Annotated in this window: 13 protein-coding genes; 3 read left to right on the top strand and 10 right to left on the bottom strand. The window is 67.8% G+C overall.

Annotated elements, in window-relative coordinates; all coding sequences use genetic code 11:
• Positions 1 to 53 precede the first annotated feature (53 nt).
• From SK854_RS17795 to SK854_RS17760, 8 genes are all read right to left on the bottom strand, one after another.
• Positions 54 to 644 carry a hypothetical protein gene (locus SK854_RS17795; protein WP_319976223.1) on the bottom strand — a complete coding sequence of 197 codons (591 nt, stop codon included), beginning with the start codon at positions 642 to 644 and terminating at the stop codon, positions 54 to 56.
• 26 nt (positions 645 to 670) lie between these two features.
• Entirely contained in the window at positions 671 to 1,219 is a 549-nt protein-coding gene (locus tag SK854_RS17790) for a hypothetical protein (protein WP_319976222.1), read from the bottom strand.
• A gap of 180 nt (positions 1,220 to 1,399) precedes the next feature.
• Complete coding sequence (locus tag SK854_RS17785) at positions 1,400 to 2,797, bottom strand: glucosaminidase domain-containing protein (protein WP_319976221.1); 1,398 nt, start codon at positions 2,795 to 2,797, stop codon at positions 1,400 to 1,402.
• A 27-nt stretch (positions 2,798 to 2,824) separates the two neighbouring features.
• On the bottom strand, positions 2,825 to 4,189 hold the full coding sequence (locus SK854_RS17780; protein ID WP_319976220.1) for a C40 family peptidase: 1,365 nt from the start codon (positions 4,187 to 4,189) through the stop codon (positions 2,825 to 2,827).
• Between the two features lie 138 nt (positions 4,190 to 4,327).
• Positions 4,328 to 5,509, bottom strand: coding sequence for an L-2-hydroxyglutarate oxidase (gene lhgO, locus SK854_RS17775; protein WP_319976219.1), 1,182 nt, complete (start codon positions 5,507 to 5,509; stop codon positions 4,328 to 4,330).
• 1 nt (position 5,510) lies between these two features.
• Positions 5,511 to 6,713: a glycosyltransferase family 4 protein gene (locus SK854_RS17770; protein WP_319976218.1), complete on the bottom strand. Its 1,203-nt coding sequence runs from the start codon at positions 6,711 to 6,713 to the stop codon at positions 5,511 to 5,513.
• A 4-nt stretch (positions 6,714 to 6,717) separates the two neighbouring features.
• The gene (locus SK854_RS17765) at positions 6,718 to 7,698 is read right to left on the bottom strand and encodes a Gfo/Idh/MocA family protein (RefSeq protein WP_319976217.1); all 981 of its coding nucleotides are present in this window, start codon (positions 7,696 to 7,698) and stop codon (positions 6,718 to 6,720) included.
• On the bottom strand, positions 7,695 to 8,792 hold the full coding sequence (locus SK854_RS17760) for a DegT/DnrJ/EryC1/StrS family aminotransferase (RefSeq protein ID WP_319976215.1): 1,098 nt from the start codon (positions 8,790 to 8,792) through the stop codon (positions 7,695 to 7,697). The genes SK854_RS17765 and SK854_RS17760 overlap by 4 nt, the downstream gene beginning before the upstream one ends.
• A 228-nt stretch (positions 8,793 to 9,020) precedes the next feature.
• On the opposite strand from SK854_RS17760, the gene SK854_RS17755 reads away from it, so the two are divergent.
• A complete protein-coding gene (locus tag SK854_RS17755) occupies positions 9,021 to 10,034 on the top strand; it encodes a lysylphosphatidylglycerol synthase domain-containing protein (RefSeq protein ID WP_319976214.1) in 1,014 nt (337 codons plus the stop codon).
• A 52-nt stretch (positions 10,035 to 10,086) separates the two neighbouring features.
• Here SK854_RS17755 and SK854_RS17750 read toward each other — a convergent pair whose 3' ends face one another.
• Positions 10,087 to 10,899, bottom strand: coding sequence for an HAD family hydrolase (locus SK854_RS17750; protein ID WP_319976213.1), 813 nt, complete (start codon positions 10,897 to 10,899; stop codon positions 10,087 to 10,089).
• 54 nt (positions 10,900 to 10,953) lie between these two features.
• Here SK854_RS17750 and SK854_RS17745 point away from each other — a divergent pair, with 54 nt between their 5' ends.
• Complete coding sequence (locus tag SK854_RS17745; protein WP_319976212.1) at positions 10,954 to 11,859, top strand: LLM class flavin-dependent oxidoreductase; 906 nt, start codon at positions 10,954 to 10,956, stop codon at positions 11,857 to 11,859.
• Here the strand turns inward: SK854_RS17745 and SK854_RS17740 are convergent.
• Positions 11,849 to 13,816, bottom strand: coding sequence for a DUF6541 family protein (locus SK854_RS17740; RefSeq protein ID WP_319976211.1), 1,968 nt, complete (start codon positions 13,814 to 13,816; stop codon positions 11,849 to 11,851). The two genes, SK854_RS17745 and SK854_RS17740, sit on opposite strands and share 11 nt — an antisense overlap.
• A 189-nt stretch (positions 13,817 to 14,005) precedes the next feature.
• Between SK854_RS17740 and glf the strand changes: the two genes are divergently transcribed.
• The gene (gene glf, locus SK854_RS17735; protein ID WP_319976210.1) at positions 14,006 to 15,190 is read left to right on the top strand and encodes a UDP-galactopyranose mutase; all 1,185 of its coding nucleotides are present in this window, start codon (positions 14,006 to 14,008) and stop codon (positions 15,188 to 15,190) included.
• Positions 15,191 to 15,230: the final 40 nt, after the last annotated feature.

The following is a 15,230-nucleotide window of genomic DNA, read 5'->3' as shown; positions in this document are numbered from 1 at the left end:
CACAGAGGACGAAAGCCGCACTGGAGCCTGGTGCGGCTTTCGTCGTTTCCGGGCTAGCTGTGGCAGTCCTGGCCGTTGATGTTGAGCACGGCCGTGGTGACCATGCCCTTGTCCACCAGGAAGTGGAAGTAGGCGTTCGAGTTGCCGTCGGCGCTGGCGGTGTAGGAGGTGCCGATGGAGGGCTTCAGGTTGGTGTACTCGACCTTCAGCTTCTCTTCCGTCGCGCCGGAGCCGACGCCGTCTGACGACATGTCCGCGCCGAAGAAGATCGACGAGACGCCCTTCGCCTTGGATACGTAGGCCCGCCCGCCGGTGCCGATGATGTCGTGGAACGTGCAGTACGCGCCAGACAAGCCGGAGATGTCCGGGCCGATGAGCTTGGCGTCCAGTGCCTGCTGGCGCGTCATGCCGAGCTTGAGGTCGCCGTAGCCGAACGAGCCGATCACCGGGTTGGCCGGTGGAGGCGGCGGGTTGGTCACGGTCTGCGTCACGACCGTGGTGACCACCTGGACGGGCGGTGGCGTCGTGCTGGACGGCACGGACGTGGCGGTGGCGGTGGCGGCGGTGTCCGGTGCGGGCGTGGACGTGCACGCGGCCAGGCCGAGTGCGGCGGCGATGGTGACCAGGACGAGCGAGCGGTTCATCTTTCTTCCCCCCAGGGATTCCCGGCTCAGAGCAGGTACATCGAGCAGTCGGCGTTGTACGTGTGCAGCTTGATGTGGACGACCTTGTCGGTGTCGGCGAACTGGTCGGTCTCGGAGCTGCCGATGAAGGAGTAGCCGGCGTTCTCGGCGATGCTCGCCGACCAGCCCGCGCGGAACGCGGAGACGGTCGGGTAGGCCTTCTTCACCGCGGCGTAGGTCGAGCCGATGCCGATTCCCTTGGAGGTCTTGGCTTCCGCCGGCAGCGTGATGCGCACGACGCCGTACCGCTTGGAGATCGCGACCGCGTCGTCGCCCACGCAGGCGCCGTCACCCTCGCTGTCCCAGGTCAGGTCGGTCAGGCCGGTGGTCCTCGCGTCCTCCAGCGTCATGCCCAGCTTGAGCGAGCCGTAGCCGAGGCGGGTGTCGGTGTTCACCACGTTCTTCGGCTGGTCGGTGATCGTGGTCGCGGCCGTGCCGGCGGGCCGCTCGGCGGCGGTGTTCGGCGCGGGTGCGGACGTGCACGCGGCCAGGCCGAGTGCGGCGGCGATGATGACGAAGACGAGTGAGCGGCTCATTTCTTCCCCCTCGGAATGCTGCCGTGCCCGCCCCACCCCCAGCGGGGCGGGCACGACGCTGCTGACAACACGAACTCTGCCGGGCACGCCTGCAAATCATCTGCAAATCTTCTGCAGGGCTGCTGAGCTGCGAAAAGGCCGCACCGGACGTCCGGTGCGGCCTTTGTTTCGGAGCGGTCGTCAGATCAGGTGCAGGTTGGCGTTGGTGAAGCCGGTCGCGAAGATGACCTCGTTGTCCCAAGGGTTCTGCGCGAAGCCGTGGTAGTTGTGCCACGCCTTGACCGAACCGTCCGGAAGCGCCGTGACGATCTCGGCCTTGCCGTCACCGTCGAGGTCGGCGAAGTGCAGGCCCTCGTTGGTGAACCCGGAGCCGATGATGGCCTCGTTGTCCCAGGGGTTCGCCTTGAAGCCCCAGTAGTTGCGCCACGCCTTCACTCCGCCGTCGGGCAGGACCGTGACGATCTCGGCCTTGCCGTCCGCGTTCAGGTCGGCGAAGTGCAGCGAGTCGTTGGTGAAGCCGGAGGCGATGATGGCCTCGTTGTCCCACGGGCTGTTCGTGAAGCCGTGGTAGTTGTGCCACGCCTTGACCTGGCCGTCCGGCAGGACGGTGATGATCTCGGCTTTGCGGTCCCCGTCGAGGTCGGCGAAGTGCAGCGACTGATTCGTGAAGCCGGTGGCGATGATGGCGTCGGCGTCCCACGGGCTCGGGCCGAACGTGCCGTTGTTGCGCCACGCCTTCACGGCCCCGTCGGGCAGAACGGTGATGATCTCCTTGTCACCGTCGCCGTCCAGGTCGGCGAAGTGGGCGTTCTCGTCGGTGAAACCGCTGGCGACGACGGCGTCGGCGTCCCACGGGTTCTGGGCGAAGCCGCGGCCGTTGCGCCACACCTTCACGTTGCCGTCGGCGGAGATGAACGCGATGTCGGTCTTGGCGTCACCCGAGAACGAGGACCCCGCCGTCGCGGTCGGCCCACCCGTGTTGAAGCGGTAGAGGTTGTAGTTCTGCATCAACGAGATGTTCTTGCTCGCGTAGTTCGGGTCCGTCGCGTACCTCTTCGCGACCTCGCGGATGAACTGGTCGGGGTTGCTCTCCCGGTACGGCAGGGCGCTGTCGTAGATGCCGCTCGTGGTGATCAGCCGGCCGTAGTCGCGGAACGAGTCGGTCATCGAGCGGTAGACCCGGAAGTACGCGGTCTCGGGATGACAGGTCGGCGTGCACTCCGTGGTCTGGTAGGCGTGGCAGCCGATCGCGATCGGGCCTGGGCTAGACGAGTTCACGCACTTGAAGCCGAAGTAGTTCTTGTCGTTGGTGGAGAGGCTGCTGCGGCCCCAGTCGGATTCGAGAATCGACTGCGAGGTGGTCACCGAGGCCGGGATCCGGAACTCGGCCTGCACGGCCTGAGCGGCCGGGCCGGCGACGTTGATGTAGTCGTCCTGGAGCCCCGCGGCGACCATCGTGTTCAGGGCACTGTCCCGGTTTTCTTGCTGTGACTCGGCTTCCGGCGGTGCGGCGTAGGCGGTGCCGGTCACCAGACCTGCGAACGCCGTGGCGAGCAGGGTTGCGGTCAGCTTCTTCATGACTGTCCTTTCCGGACTCGCGTCGGGCTAGATCAGGTGCAGGTTGGCGTTGGTGAAGCCGGTGGCGAAGATGACCTCGTTGTCCCACGGGCTGTTCGCGAAGCCGTGGTAGTTGTGCCAGGCCTTCGCACGGCCGTCGGGGAGGACAGTGGCGATCTCGGCCTTGCCGTCGCCGTCGAGGTCGGCGAAGTGCAGCGACTGGTTGGTGAACCCGGTGGCGATGATGGCCTCGTTGTCCCAGGGGTTCGCCTTGAAGCCCCAGTAGTTGCGCCACGCCTTGACCTGGCCGTCGGGCAGGACCGTGACGATCTCGGCCTTGCCGTCCGCGTTCAGGTCCGCGAAGTGCAGCGAGTCGTTGGTGAAGCCGGAGGCGATGATGGCCTCGTTGTCCCACGGGCTGTTCGTGAAGCCGTGGTAGTTGTGCCACGCCTTGACCTGGCCGTCGGGGAGAACCGTGATGATCTCGGCTTTGCGGTCGCCGTCGAGGTCGGCGAAGTGCAGCGACTGGTTCGTGAAGCCGGACGCGATGATCGCCTCGCCGTCCCACGGGGACGCCGTGACACCGCGGCCGTTGCGCCAGGCCTTGACCTGGCCGTCGGGCAGGACGGTGATGATCTCCTTGTCACCGTCGCCGTCGAGGTCGGCGAAGTGGGCGTTCTCGTCGGTGAAACCGGAGGCCACGACGGCGTCGGCGTCCCACGGGTTCTCCGCGAAGCCACGACCGTTGCGCCAGATCTTCACGTTGCCGTCCGCGGAGATGAACCCGACGTCGGTCTTCGCGTCACCGGAGAAGGACGAACCGGTCTGACCCACCGAGTCCTCGACGATGTTGTTGTAGCGCTTGGCCGCGTAGGAGGCCGTGTAGGAGGCGCTCCAGGTGCGCTGCTCGGCGACCTGGCCGAAGTCCCACTCCTCCCAGACCACTGCCTGGGTCTGCGCGCCGTCAGCCCAGCGGACGAAGATCGCGATGTGCTGCTGGTCGCTGTTGTGCTTCCACAGCACATCGCCGGGCTTCAGCTCCGACTTGGCGATCGAGTGCATGAACGGCTGCAGCGAGTAGGTCGTGTAGCTGTTGTCCATGCCCCACGCCATCGACGTGAAGCCGGAGCAGTCCGCGCGGTAGCTGCCGTACTCGTTGGCGTACCAGGAGGTCTGGCTGTACGGGACCCGCGCCTTGAGCCAGGTCTCGGCCCGTTTCATGACCTCCGATCTCGCGATCGGGTTGTTCGCGGCCATCCGCAAGCCGGGCTCGGGTTCCTTGCCCTGCTTGGCGTACCCGCCATCGGTGACCAGCGTGCCGGGCTCCGGTGCCGCCTGTCCGGCGATCGGCCCCAGCAACGTCACCGCCGTCGCAACCAGAGCGAGCAGGGTCGCCATCCGTCGCAGTCGCATTTCGTTCGCCCCCCCAGAATTTCGGGCTGTTCTGTTGACAGCACGAACTCTGCGGGCAGCGCCTGCAAGTCATCTGCAAGTTGGCTGCGACAGGATCTACAGGCGGCCTACAGGACCTTTACAGGTGTGTTGACCAGGTCAAACGAGCGTGGCGACGGTCTCGTCGGCGATGTGCCGGCCGATCTCCAGCGCGCTGGTCGCGGCGGGGGAGGGCGCGTTCAGCACGTGCACCTGGCGCGGTGCGGACTCGATCAGGAAGTCGTCGACCAGCGAGCCGTCCGGCAGCATCGCCTGGGCGCGGACACCCGCCTCGGCGCGCACGATGTCGTCCTCACCGACGGCCGGCACCAGGCGGGCCAGGCTCGCCGCGAAACGCTTGCGGGAGAACGACCTGAGCACCTCGTCCAGGCCGGTCCGGCCGAACCGGGCGGCCAGCTTCCAGGTGCCGGGGAAGCGCAGCACGTCGAACACGTCACGCGGGTTGACCTGGGCCCAGCGGTAGCCCTCGCGGCGCAGCGCCAGGACCGCGTTCGGGCCCGCGTGCACGGAACCGTCCAGCATCCGGGTCAGGTGGACGCCCAGGAACGGCAGCGCGGGGTCCGGTACCGGGTAGATCAGGCCGCGCACCAGCTCACGCCGTTCGGGACGCAGCTCGTAGTACTCGCCGCGGAACGGGACGATCGTCGCCTTGGGACGCAGCCCGGCGAGCCTGGCCACGCGGTCGCTGTGCAGGCCGGCGCAGTTCACCAGCGCGTCGGCGCGGACGATGCCCTGCGGCGTGGCCACCGCGACACCGGTGTCCGTGGAGCGGATGGCGAGCGCGGGGGAGTTCAGGCGGAGGTCGGCACCGGACAGCAGGCCGACGAGCACCCGGCAGACGGCCGGGAAGTCGATGATCGCCGTGGACTCGACGCGCAGGGCGGAGACGGCGGACACCTCCGGCTCGTACTCACGAGCCTCGGCGGGGGAGATCAGCCTGGCGGGAACGCCGTTCGCTTCAGCACGTTCGGCCAGGGCGTTCAGACGGGGCAGTTCGTCGGTCGAAGTAGCCACGACCAGCTTGCCGCAGACGTCGACGGGGACGCCGTGCTCCTTGGCGAAGGCCACCATGGAAGCGTTGCCCGCCACCGACATGCGGGCCTTGAGCGAACCGGGCTTGTAGTACAGACCGGCGTGCACGACGTTGCTGTTGTGCCCGGTCTGGTGCGCCGCCCAGTGCGACTCCTTCTCCAGCACGGTCACGTCGTGACCGCGCCGGAGAAGTTCGTGAGCGGCGGAGAGTCCGAGGATCCCTCCGCCGATCACGACGACGTGACTCACGTCAGGCCTTACCCGAGATCTTCTTGAGGATGTCGAGGTTGGCTTCGCAGATCTTCGGCATGTCGAAGTTGTCGAAGACCCACTGACGGCCGGCCTCGCCGATCTTCTTGGCGACGCCCTCGTCCTCGATGAGCCGGTTGATCGACTCGGCCAGCGCGGAGTGGTCGCCCGGCTTGGTGAGCAGCGACTCCGTGCCGTTGGTGATCACGGCGTTCGGGAAGTAGTCGGCCCGCTCGGCCATGACGGTCGGGACGCCCGCAGCCATCGCCTCCAGCGACGCGATGCCGATGCCGAAGCCCTGCAGGTCGTGGACCTCCATGTCGGCGCCCGCGAGCAGACCCGGGATCTCCGCCTTCGGCAGCGTGCCCGTGCAGATCACCGCGTGCTCGACACCCAGCTGCTTGGCGATGTCCAGGAACTGCGTGTTGTACAGACCGCCGATGACCAGGACCTTGGTGTCCGGGTGCTTCTTGAGCACCTCGGGCAGCGCTTTGACCAGGTTGATCCGGTCGCGGACCGGGATCACGTGGCCGAGCGACGCGATGACCGGGCCGTCCCCGACCTCCGGGAACCGCTCGCGCATCTTCGCGCGCTCGGTGGCGTGGTCGAGGTCGTGGAAGCGGTCGAGCTCGACACCGACGGCCAGCTTCTCGATGCGCTCGTCCGGCGTCTTGTAACGCTTCTTGATGTACTCGTAGAAGATCGTGTCGATCGCGACGAGCTTGGTCGGCTTGTTGTACGACGTGATCGGCTTGACGACGATCGCGTCGAGCATGCGGAAGATCGCGTGGATCGGCTTCATCGGGCTCTGCAGACGCGTGTGCAGCGTCAGCACCGACGGCACGTTGCGCTTGCGCGCCCACAGACCGCTCTGCCAGGTCAGGTCGAAGAACTGACCGTGCTGGTGGACGACGTCCGGCTTGAAGCCGTCCAGCAGCTTGAAGACCTTCTTGCGGTTGCCCCACTTCAACGCGAACGTGATGTCGAAGTTGAACGAGATGCGGGTCTCCGGCAGCGTCCAGGACGGCAGACGCACGATCTTGATGCCGTCGCGCTCCTCCACCGGCAGCGCGCCGCCGTACGCGGCGGTGATGACCAGGACCTCGTGGCCCTGCGCCGCGTAGTACCGCGCCAGCGTGTCCGACACGTAGGCGCTGCCGCCCATCCGGGGCGGGAAGAAGTTGTTGATGATCGCGATGCGCATCGCGTCAGGCCTTCCCGTTGGTGGCCGAGAGGGTCGCCTCGTGCACGACCTTGTGCGCCGGGAGGATCGCGTTGCGCTCAGCGGTCACCTCGTCCGAACCGGCGCCCAGCTCGAGCAGGTTCAGGAAGTGGTTCAGCTGCGCGGCCAGCGGCTCGGCGCTCTGCAGGATCGTCGGCAGCTCGATGACGGTCTGCGACTGGTAGCCGACACCGTCCGCCGCGGGCGAGTCCGCCACGTGCTTGTAGATCGTGATGTCCCGGCGCAGCAGGTCGATCTCGATCAGGCGGTCGATCTCCAGCACCGAGATCTGTCGCACCTTGCGCTGGCTGATCCGCGACGCCGAGATCGTGGCGAGCGCACCGCTCTCGAACGACATGGTCGCGTCCGCGGAGTCCTCGGAGCCGTTGTCCTGCGACTGCTTGTGGAAGAAGCCGAACGAGCCCTTCACCGCGGCCGGGGCGTTGCCCACGAAGCGGATCGCGAGGTCGACGTCGTGGATGAGCAGGTCGCCCGCGACACCGGTCTTGATCCGCGGCACGAACGGCGAGTGCCGCATCGCGTTGATCTGCACGACCTCGCCCACGAACTGCTTCGCGGTGAGGATCGCCGGGTTGAAGCGCTCGAGGAAGCCGCAGACGAGCGGCAGGCCGCGCTTCTCCGACTCGGCGACGAGCTCCTCCGACTGCGCGTACGTCGCGGCCAGCGGCTTCTCGATGAGCAGCGGCTTGCCGAGCTCCAGCGCCTGCTTGGCGATGGCGTAGTGCGCCTCGGTGGCGGCCGCGATGACGACGGCGTCGACGTCCTTCAGCCCGTCCAGCGAGCTGGTGTGCTCGATGCCGAAGCGGTCGGCGATGGCCTGACCGGTCTGGGCGTTCTGCTCCACGACGAACTTGAAGTCGACGCGGTCGGACTGCGACAGCACGCGGGCGTGCAGCGAGCCCATCGTGCCGGCGCCGACGAGGGCGACCTTGGGACGGGCGGTCACGCGCCGAACACCTCCCGGACGGACGAGACGATGGTCTCGAGCTCTGCGTCGGTCAGCTTCGGGTGCACCGGCAGCGAGAGCGCCTGCTCGGCGACCTTCTGCGCGACCGGCACGTCGGAGGCGATGACCTGAGGGTTGTCCCGGTAGCAGTCGTAGTCGAACACGAGCTTCGGGTAGTAGATGCCGTTGCCGATGCCCTTCTCGGTGAGCTTCGCCGCGAGCTCGTCGCGGGTCACCGGGGCGTCGTCGCCGACCAGGATCGTGTACTGGTGCCACACGTGCTCACGGCCCGGCAGCACGGCGGGGACGGTGAGACCCGTCACGCCGTCGAGGCCCTTGGACAGCGCCTCGGCGTTGTGCCGGCGCGCGTCGGTGAGCTGCTGCAGCTTCTCCAGCTGCGGGATGCCCAGCGCCGCGTGCAGGTCCGTGAGGCGGTAGTTGTGGCCCGCCATCTCGTACTGGTAGCGGGCGCGCATGCCCTGGTTGCGCATGACGCGCAGCTTGTCCGCCAGCGCGTCGTCCGACGTCGTGATGACGCCGCCCTCGGCGGTGGTGATGTTCTTGGTGGCGTACAGCGAGAAGCAGCCGATGCCGAACGAGCCGGCGGGCTTGCCCTCGAAGGTCGCGCCGACCGCCTGCGCCGAGTCCTCGACGATCGTCAGACCGTGCTGCTGCGCGAGCGGCACGAGACGACCCATGTCGGCCATCTGGCCGTACAGGTGGACCGGCATGAGGACCTTGGTGCGGTCGGTGACCGCGCCGCTGACCTTCTCCGGGTCGAGGTTGAAGTCGACCGCGCTGATGTCGGCGAACCGGGCGGTGGCGCCGGCTTCGAGGATCGCGTTCAGCGTGGCCACGAAGGTGAACGGCGTGGTGATGACCTCATCACCGGGCTGCAGGTCGAGCGCCTGGATGGACGCGACCAGCGCGGTCGTGCCGTTGTTCACGGCGACCGCGTGAGGCACACCCGCAACGGAGGCGAAAGCATCCTCGAACCGCTTGACCATCGGTCCCTGTGCGATGACACCGGAGCGGAGCACTTCCAGCACGAGCGGCTCGGCGTCCTGGACGTCGACGACGGTAATCGGAATCATGCAGCAGACTTTCCACTTCCGGAGACGGTTGGATGCGTCCGGTACAGTTACCCCGGTGTTACTGCCAGGTGCAGACCAGGCGCGGACCACAGGCTACCTGCCTGATGGAGTGATCCTTTTCAGGGTCCGTTGTGGATCCGCGTCGTAGGAAGTACGACCCCCCTCATGGACGCCCAGCCCGCCGTGCCCGGCTCGTCGCTGGGAAGCGAAGCAGGAAGCGGAGAACCGATGACCGTCGAGCCCGACGTGGCTGCCACCGACGCTGAGAAGGTCGAACCTCCGGCTCCGGCCACCACCCGCAAGACAGTCGTCATCGCCTGGGCCAAGCGCGTGCTCATCGTGGCCGTGCTCGCCGCCGCCGCGTGGTCGGTCTACTCCCAGTGGGACAAGGTCTACCCCGAACTGGTCAAGCTGCCGTGGCAGTCGGTCGTGCTGTCGCTGGTCGCGGTGTTCGTCGGCATCTTCCTCGGCCCGCTGGTCTGGAAGATCGTGCTGTCCGACCTGGGCGCTCCGGTCCGGTTCGCCGACGCGTCGAAGTTCTACCTCGTCGGCCAGCTGGGCAAGTACGTCCCCGGCGCCGTCTGGGCCGTTCTGCTCTCGATGGAGCTCGCCCGTGAGGCGGGCGTCAACCGCGCGCGCAGCTTCACCGCGGGCCTGGTCGCGACGGGCATGGGCGTGCTCGCGTCGCTGATCGCCGGCCTCGCCGCGCTGCCCGTGATGCTGTCCGGCCGTCCAGAGGCGAACCAGCTGCTGTGGCTGTTCCTGCTGCTGCTCGTCGGCCTGCCGTTCCTGCACCCGCGCCTGCTGACGTGGTCGGTCAACCTGGTGCTGAAGGTCCTGCGCAAGGCGCCCATCGAGCGCCGCTTCACCGGCATCGAGATCCTCAAGGCGCTGGGCACGGCCGTCGCCATCTACCTCTGCTACGGCGTGCACCTGTGGCTGCTGGTCAACTCGCTCGGCTCGCCGCGCTGGGACACGCTGATCCTGTCCACCGGCGCCATGGCGCTGTCGATGACCGCGGGCCTGCTCGCGTTCTTCCTGCCGTCGGGCATCGGCGCCCGTGAGCTCGTCATCACCGGCACCATCGCCACCGTGCTGCCCCTGCCGCAGGCCATCGCGCTGGCCCTGGTCTCGCGCCTCATGTTCACCATCGCCGACCTGGCCGCGGCCGGTTCGGCCACGCTCGTGGCCTACGTGCAGAAGCGCCGCGGCGTTCCGGTGCCGGTTCCCGCCGAGGACTGAGCGAACAAGACGAGAAGCGCCGCACCTCACCGGGTGCGGCGCTTTTCTGCATCTAGAACCAGCGCTCCAGGACCTGGGCCACGCCGTTCTGGTCGTTGGTACCGGTGACCTCGTCGGCCACCTTGAGCAGTTCGTGGTGTGCGTTGGCCATGGCGACGCCGTGTCCGGCCCACCGCAGCATGGGGATGTCGTTCGGCATGTCCCCGAACGCGATGACGTCCTCAGCCGCGACCTCCAGCCGTGCGCAGACATCGGCCAGGCCAGTGGCCTTGGTCACGTCCTTCTCGGACACCTCGATCAGGCCCGCGTTGGTCGAGTACGTGATGGCGAACTCGTCACCCAGCACGGCCGTCGCCGCGGACGCCATCTCGGCGCTGGTCATCTCCACGCGCCTGACCAGCAGTTTGATCGCCGGGTGCCCGAGCACCTCGGCCCGGGGGGCGAGGTCGTGCGCCTCCGGCCAGGCGTGCCGGTACTCCTTCTCCGCGACGAACGTCTGGACGTCCGCGGCCCGCTCGCCGACCCGTTCCGCGGCCACCGCGCACCCCGGGATGGCCGTGTCGAGGGCGTGGACCAGGTCGATCAGCCGCACCGGGCTGATGCCGCGCTGCCAGATCACGCGGTCCTCGCCGACGTCGTAGAGCACCGCGCCGTTCGCGCAGACCGCGTAGCCGTTGGCTCCCAGTGCGTTCGCGATGCGCGGCATCCACCTCGGCGGACGGCCGCTGACCAGCACGAACGGCGTGCCGGTCGCGAGCACCCTGCCCACCACCCCGGCCGTGTACTCGCTCACCTGCTCGTTCGTGCCGAGAATCGTTCCGTCGACGTCCGATGCCACCAGTGCCGGTTTCTCCACGACGTCCATCCTCGCTGATGGCGGATTCGCCGGTCGACGTAACTCGTTCGCTAATGTCAGCCGGTGCGAGTTGGTGTGGTGATCCTCCCCGAGTACCGCTGGTGGGTGGCGGAACCGAAGTGGCGTGCGGCCGAGGAGCTGGGCTTTTCCCACGCGTGGACGTACGACCACCTGGGGTGGCGCACGCTCGTCGACGGCCCGTGGTTCTCCGCGGTGCCCACGCTCACCGCCGCGGCGATGGTCACGTCGAAGATCCGGCTGGGCACGCTCGTCGCCTCACCTGTCTTCCGGCACCCGGTGCCGTTCGCGCGCGAGATCTTGACTCTTGACGATCTGTCGGATGGCCGCCTGAACGTCGGCATCGGCTCCGGCGGCACGGGCAGCTACGACACCGACGCCATCGGCGCCCCCGAGCTCACGGCCCCGCAGCGCACGCAGCGGTTCGGCGAGTTCGTCGAGCTGCTCGACCTGCTGCTGACCAGGGACAAGACGACCTGGAAGGGCGAGTTCTTCACCGCGGACGAGGCCCGCGGGCACCCCGGCTGCGTGCAGCGGCCGCGCGTCCCGTTCGTCATCGCCGCCGACGGGCCCAAGGCCATGGGGATCGCGGCCCGCTACGGCACCGGCTGGATCACCACCGGCTCGCGGCAGCTCGACAGCCCCGACTACGAGACCTGGTGGCGGGGCGTCGCGAAGGTGACCAAGCGGTTCGACGAGGAGCTCGCCTCGATCAACCGGGCCAAGGGCACCATCGACAGGTACCTGAACCTCGACTCGGCGCCGGTGTACTCGCTGACGAGCGTCGAGGCGTTCCAGGACGCCGCCGGCAGGGCCCGCGACCTCGGGTTCACCGATCTGATCGTGCACTGGCCGCGCAGCGAGGGCGTCTACTTCGGCCACGAGACCGTGCTGGAGCAGGTGGCCGGGGACGTCCTCCCCGGCCTCGTCGACTTCGAGTTCAGGGACTGACGGGAGCGCCCGGCTCCGGCACCAGCTTGTAGATCGTCGAGTCCTGGTTCGAGAAGACCTTCTGCACGAACGGCTTGCCGTCGAGGTTCTCCAGGCCGTCCACACGATCCTTGCCGCCGTGCACGTAGCCGACGTCGACGATGATGTAGCGGACGTTGAGGTGCTTCACCGCGTCACGCACGGCGGGGTCGTTCGCGTAGTCGTTGAACTCGGCCTGCAGCGTGTGCACCGCCGGCGACTCGGCAGAGCCGTCGTAGTGGCCGACGACCGGCTGCACGCCCGCGAGCGCGTACATCCAGACCGTGCCGTCCCTGCGGTCGTTGAGCACCCGCTCGCCCGGCTTGACCAGCTTGGCCAGTTCCTGGAACGCGAGCACCTCGGTCGGGCTGACCACCATGTTGTGCCGGTCGGCGCCGGGCTGGTTGCCGTAGCCCTGCTTGACCTGGTTCGCGTTGAGGTTGAAGTACAGACCCTGACTGACCAGCGCGAAAACCGCGATGACCAGGCCGCCCGCGACGTACGAACCGATGCCGGCGGGCACCTTCACACGCGCCGCGCCGACCTTCGCGAAGTCGTACACCTGCGCGAGGCCGTGCCCGGCCACGACGACGAGCGGCACGCACGCCAGCGCGATGAGGCGCCACTGGTCGTTCCACCACGGGCTGGTCAGCTTCGCGACCCACGGCTGCGAGTAGGACGCGGTCAGCACCCACACCCCGCCGAAGAACGCCGCCGAACCGAGCAGCCAGCGCAGCTCGCCGAGGCGCGAGGCGAAGACCAGGCCGACCCACAGCGCGAGCGCCAGCCAGTACTGCGGCAGCGCGATGACGTGCTGGAACGTGAGCAGCGAGCCGACCGACTGGCTCACCGGGAACGTCGACGGCCAGTCCACGATCGCGATCTTGCCGCCGACCGCGAGCGCGCCGAGCAGGTGCGGCAGCGTCACGACGATCGCCACGACCGCCGGGACGATCAGCTTGAGCGCGTCCCGCCAGATCAGTCCGAGGTGGCCCCACCAGCGCTGGATGAACAGCGGCAGCACGAACAGGATGCCGCCGAACAACGTGCTGGAGTGGATCGCGAGCAGGCCGACCGCGACACCGCCGAAGAAGATGCCGGTGTCCAGTGCCGCCCGCTTGAGGTACGCGTCCATCGCGATGGCCAGCACCGGCATGACCGCGATGCCGAGCGTGAACGTCAGCAGCGGGCCGCGCCACAGGTTGTCGTAGGTGGCGCTGGTGCAGGCGACGGTGACGAGCGCGGTGAACGCGGCGGTGACCGCGCGCCCGTTGAAGTGCCGGATCATCGCGACCAGGGTCAGCGCGAGGATGCCGGGGAACATGATCGTGCTGGCGTTCAGCACGGCCGGCACGGCGGCACCGGTCAGCTTGAACACGAGCGCGCCGACCAGGTGGTAGGCGTTCGGGTAGAAGACGCCGTCGGGCAGCTCGTACCAGTTGACCTTGCCGGTCGCGTAGAGGCTGCCCTCGCCGGTCTCGGCGATGTAGCGGATGCCGTTCGCGTGGTAGGCGGCGTCCCAGTCCTGCGGGATCGAGTTGAGGTCCCAGCGCATCGCGGCCATCAGCACGGCGAACCCGACGACGGCGGCGGCCAGCAGCGTCACGGCCACCGCGACGTGCGCGCTTCGGTTCCACGGCGACGGCGTGCGCTCGATCGGGCCGCTGCGGCGCACCACGAACCAGCGCGCGGCGGCGAACAGCAGGACCACGACCACCGTGGTGACCAGGAACGTCCAGACGTTGAACGGGATCCCGATCTTCCACAGCCACGGACCGGCCAGGCCCGCGATCAGGTAGGTGAACACGGGCGCGCTGGCGGCGAGCGCCCACCCGCGCACACCCGCGGCCGCGGCGGCGAGTCCGCCCGGCAACCACAGGACGGCGAGATACGTCCCGATCGTCGCCACGGTCAGCAACGTGCTCGCTTCGGTCGGCACAAGACCACCCATGGTTGCTCAGCAAGTGGATGTGCGGGATGCCCCCGCGAATGACACCGGCAAGGCTATCCCGAACGGGCTGATCGCCCGCCGACGGCCTGTCGCACGCGTTTTAGCTGATCAAGGGCAGTGCGGTTCGCGGAGGGGGTGTTGGGAACACGCCTGGGAGGGCCGGTACCCTCCACGTTCGTGAGCTTCGCTGGTTTTGACCTCATCGTCGTCGGTTCCGGTTTCTACGGGCTGACCGTTGCCGAGCGCACCGCCTCCCAGCTGAACAAGCGGGTGCTCGTTCTGGAACGTCGTTCCCACATCGGTGGCAACGCGTACTCGGAGGCTGAGCCCGAGACAGGAATCGAGGTGCACCGCTACGGCGCGCACCTCTTCCACACCTCGAACAAGAGGGTCTGGGAGTACTGCAACCAGTTCACCGAGTTCACCGGCTACCAGCACCGCGTCTTCGCGATGCACGACGGCACGGCGTACCAGTTCCCGATGGGCCTCGGACTGATCACCCAGTTCGTCGGCCGCTACCTGTCCCCGGACGAGGCTCGCGCGTGGGTCGCGGAGCAGGCGTCCGAGATCGACAGCAAGGACGCGAAGAACCTCGAGGAGAAGGCGATCTCGCTGGTCGGCCGTCCCCTGTACGAGGCCTTCATCCGCGACTACACCGCGAAGCAGTGGCAGACCGACCCGAAGGAGCTGCCGGCCGCGGTCATCAGCCGCCTCCCGGTCCGCTACAACTTCGACAACCGCTACTTCAACGACACCTACGAGGGCCTGCCGGTCGACGGCTACACCGCGTGGCTCGAGAAGATGGCGGAGCACGAGAACATCGAGGTCCGCCTCGACACGGACTTCTTCGACGTGAAGGACGAGATCCCGGCGGGCACGCCGATCGTCTACACCGGTCCGGTCGACCGCTACTTCGACTACTCCGAGGGCTGGCTCGGCTGGCGCACGCTCGACTTCGAGCAGGAGGTCGTCCAGACGGGCGACTACCAGGGCACGCCGGTCATGAACTACAACGACGCGGACGTCCCCTTCACCCGCATCCACGAGTTCCGCCACTTCCACCCGGAGCGGGACTACCCGAAGGACAAGACGGTCATCGTCCGCGAGTTCTCCCGTGCCGCGGAGAAGGACGACGAGCCGTACTACCCGATCAACACCGCGGAGGACCGCGAGAAGCTCGAGCGGTACCGCGTGCTGGCGAAGAAGGAAGCCGCCGAGAAGAACGTGCTGTTCGGCGGTCGTCTGGGCACCTACAAGTACCTCGACATGCACATGGCGATCGGCGCCGCTCTCAGCGCGTTCGACAACAAGATCGCGCCTCACCTGACCGAGGGTTCCGCCATCAACGGCGATCTCGACTGATGTCGGTTTAGACGCATTTCGCCCGGCCGTACAACCTGTG

This window comes from Lentzea sokolovensis, from assembly GCF_033949975.1.
GTDB classification, from domain to species: domain Bacteria; phylum Actinomycetota; class Actinomycetes; order Mycobacteriales; family Pseudonocardiaceae; genus Lentzea; species Lentzea sokolovensis.
The sequence above is the reverse complement of the archived record's forward strand: the minus strand, read 5'-3'. Positions and strand labels throughout refer to the sequence as shown.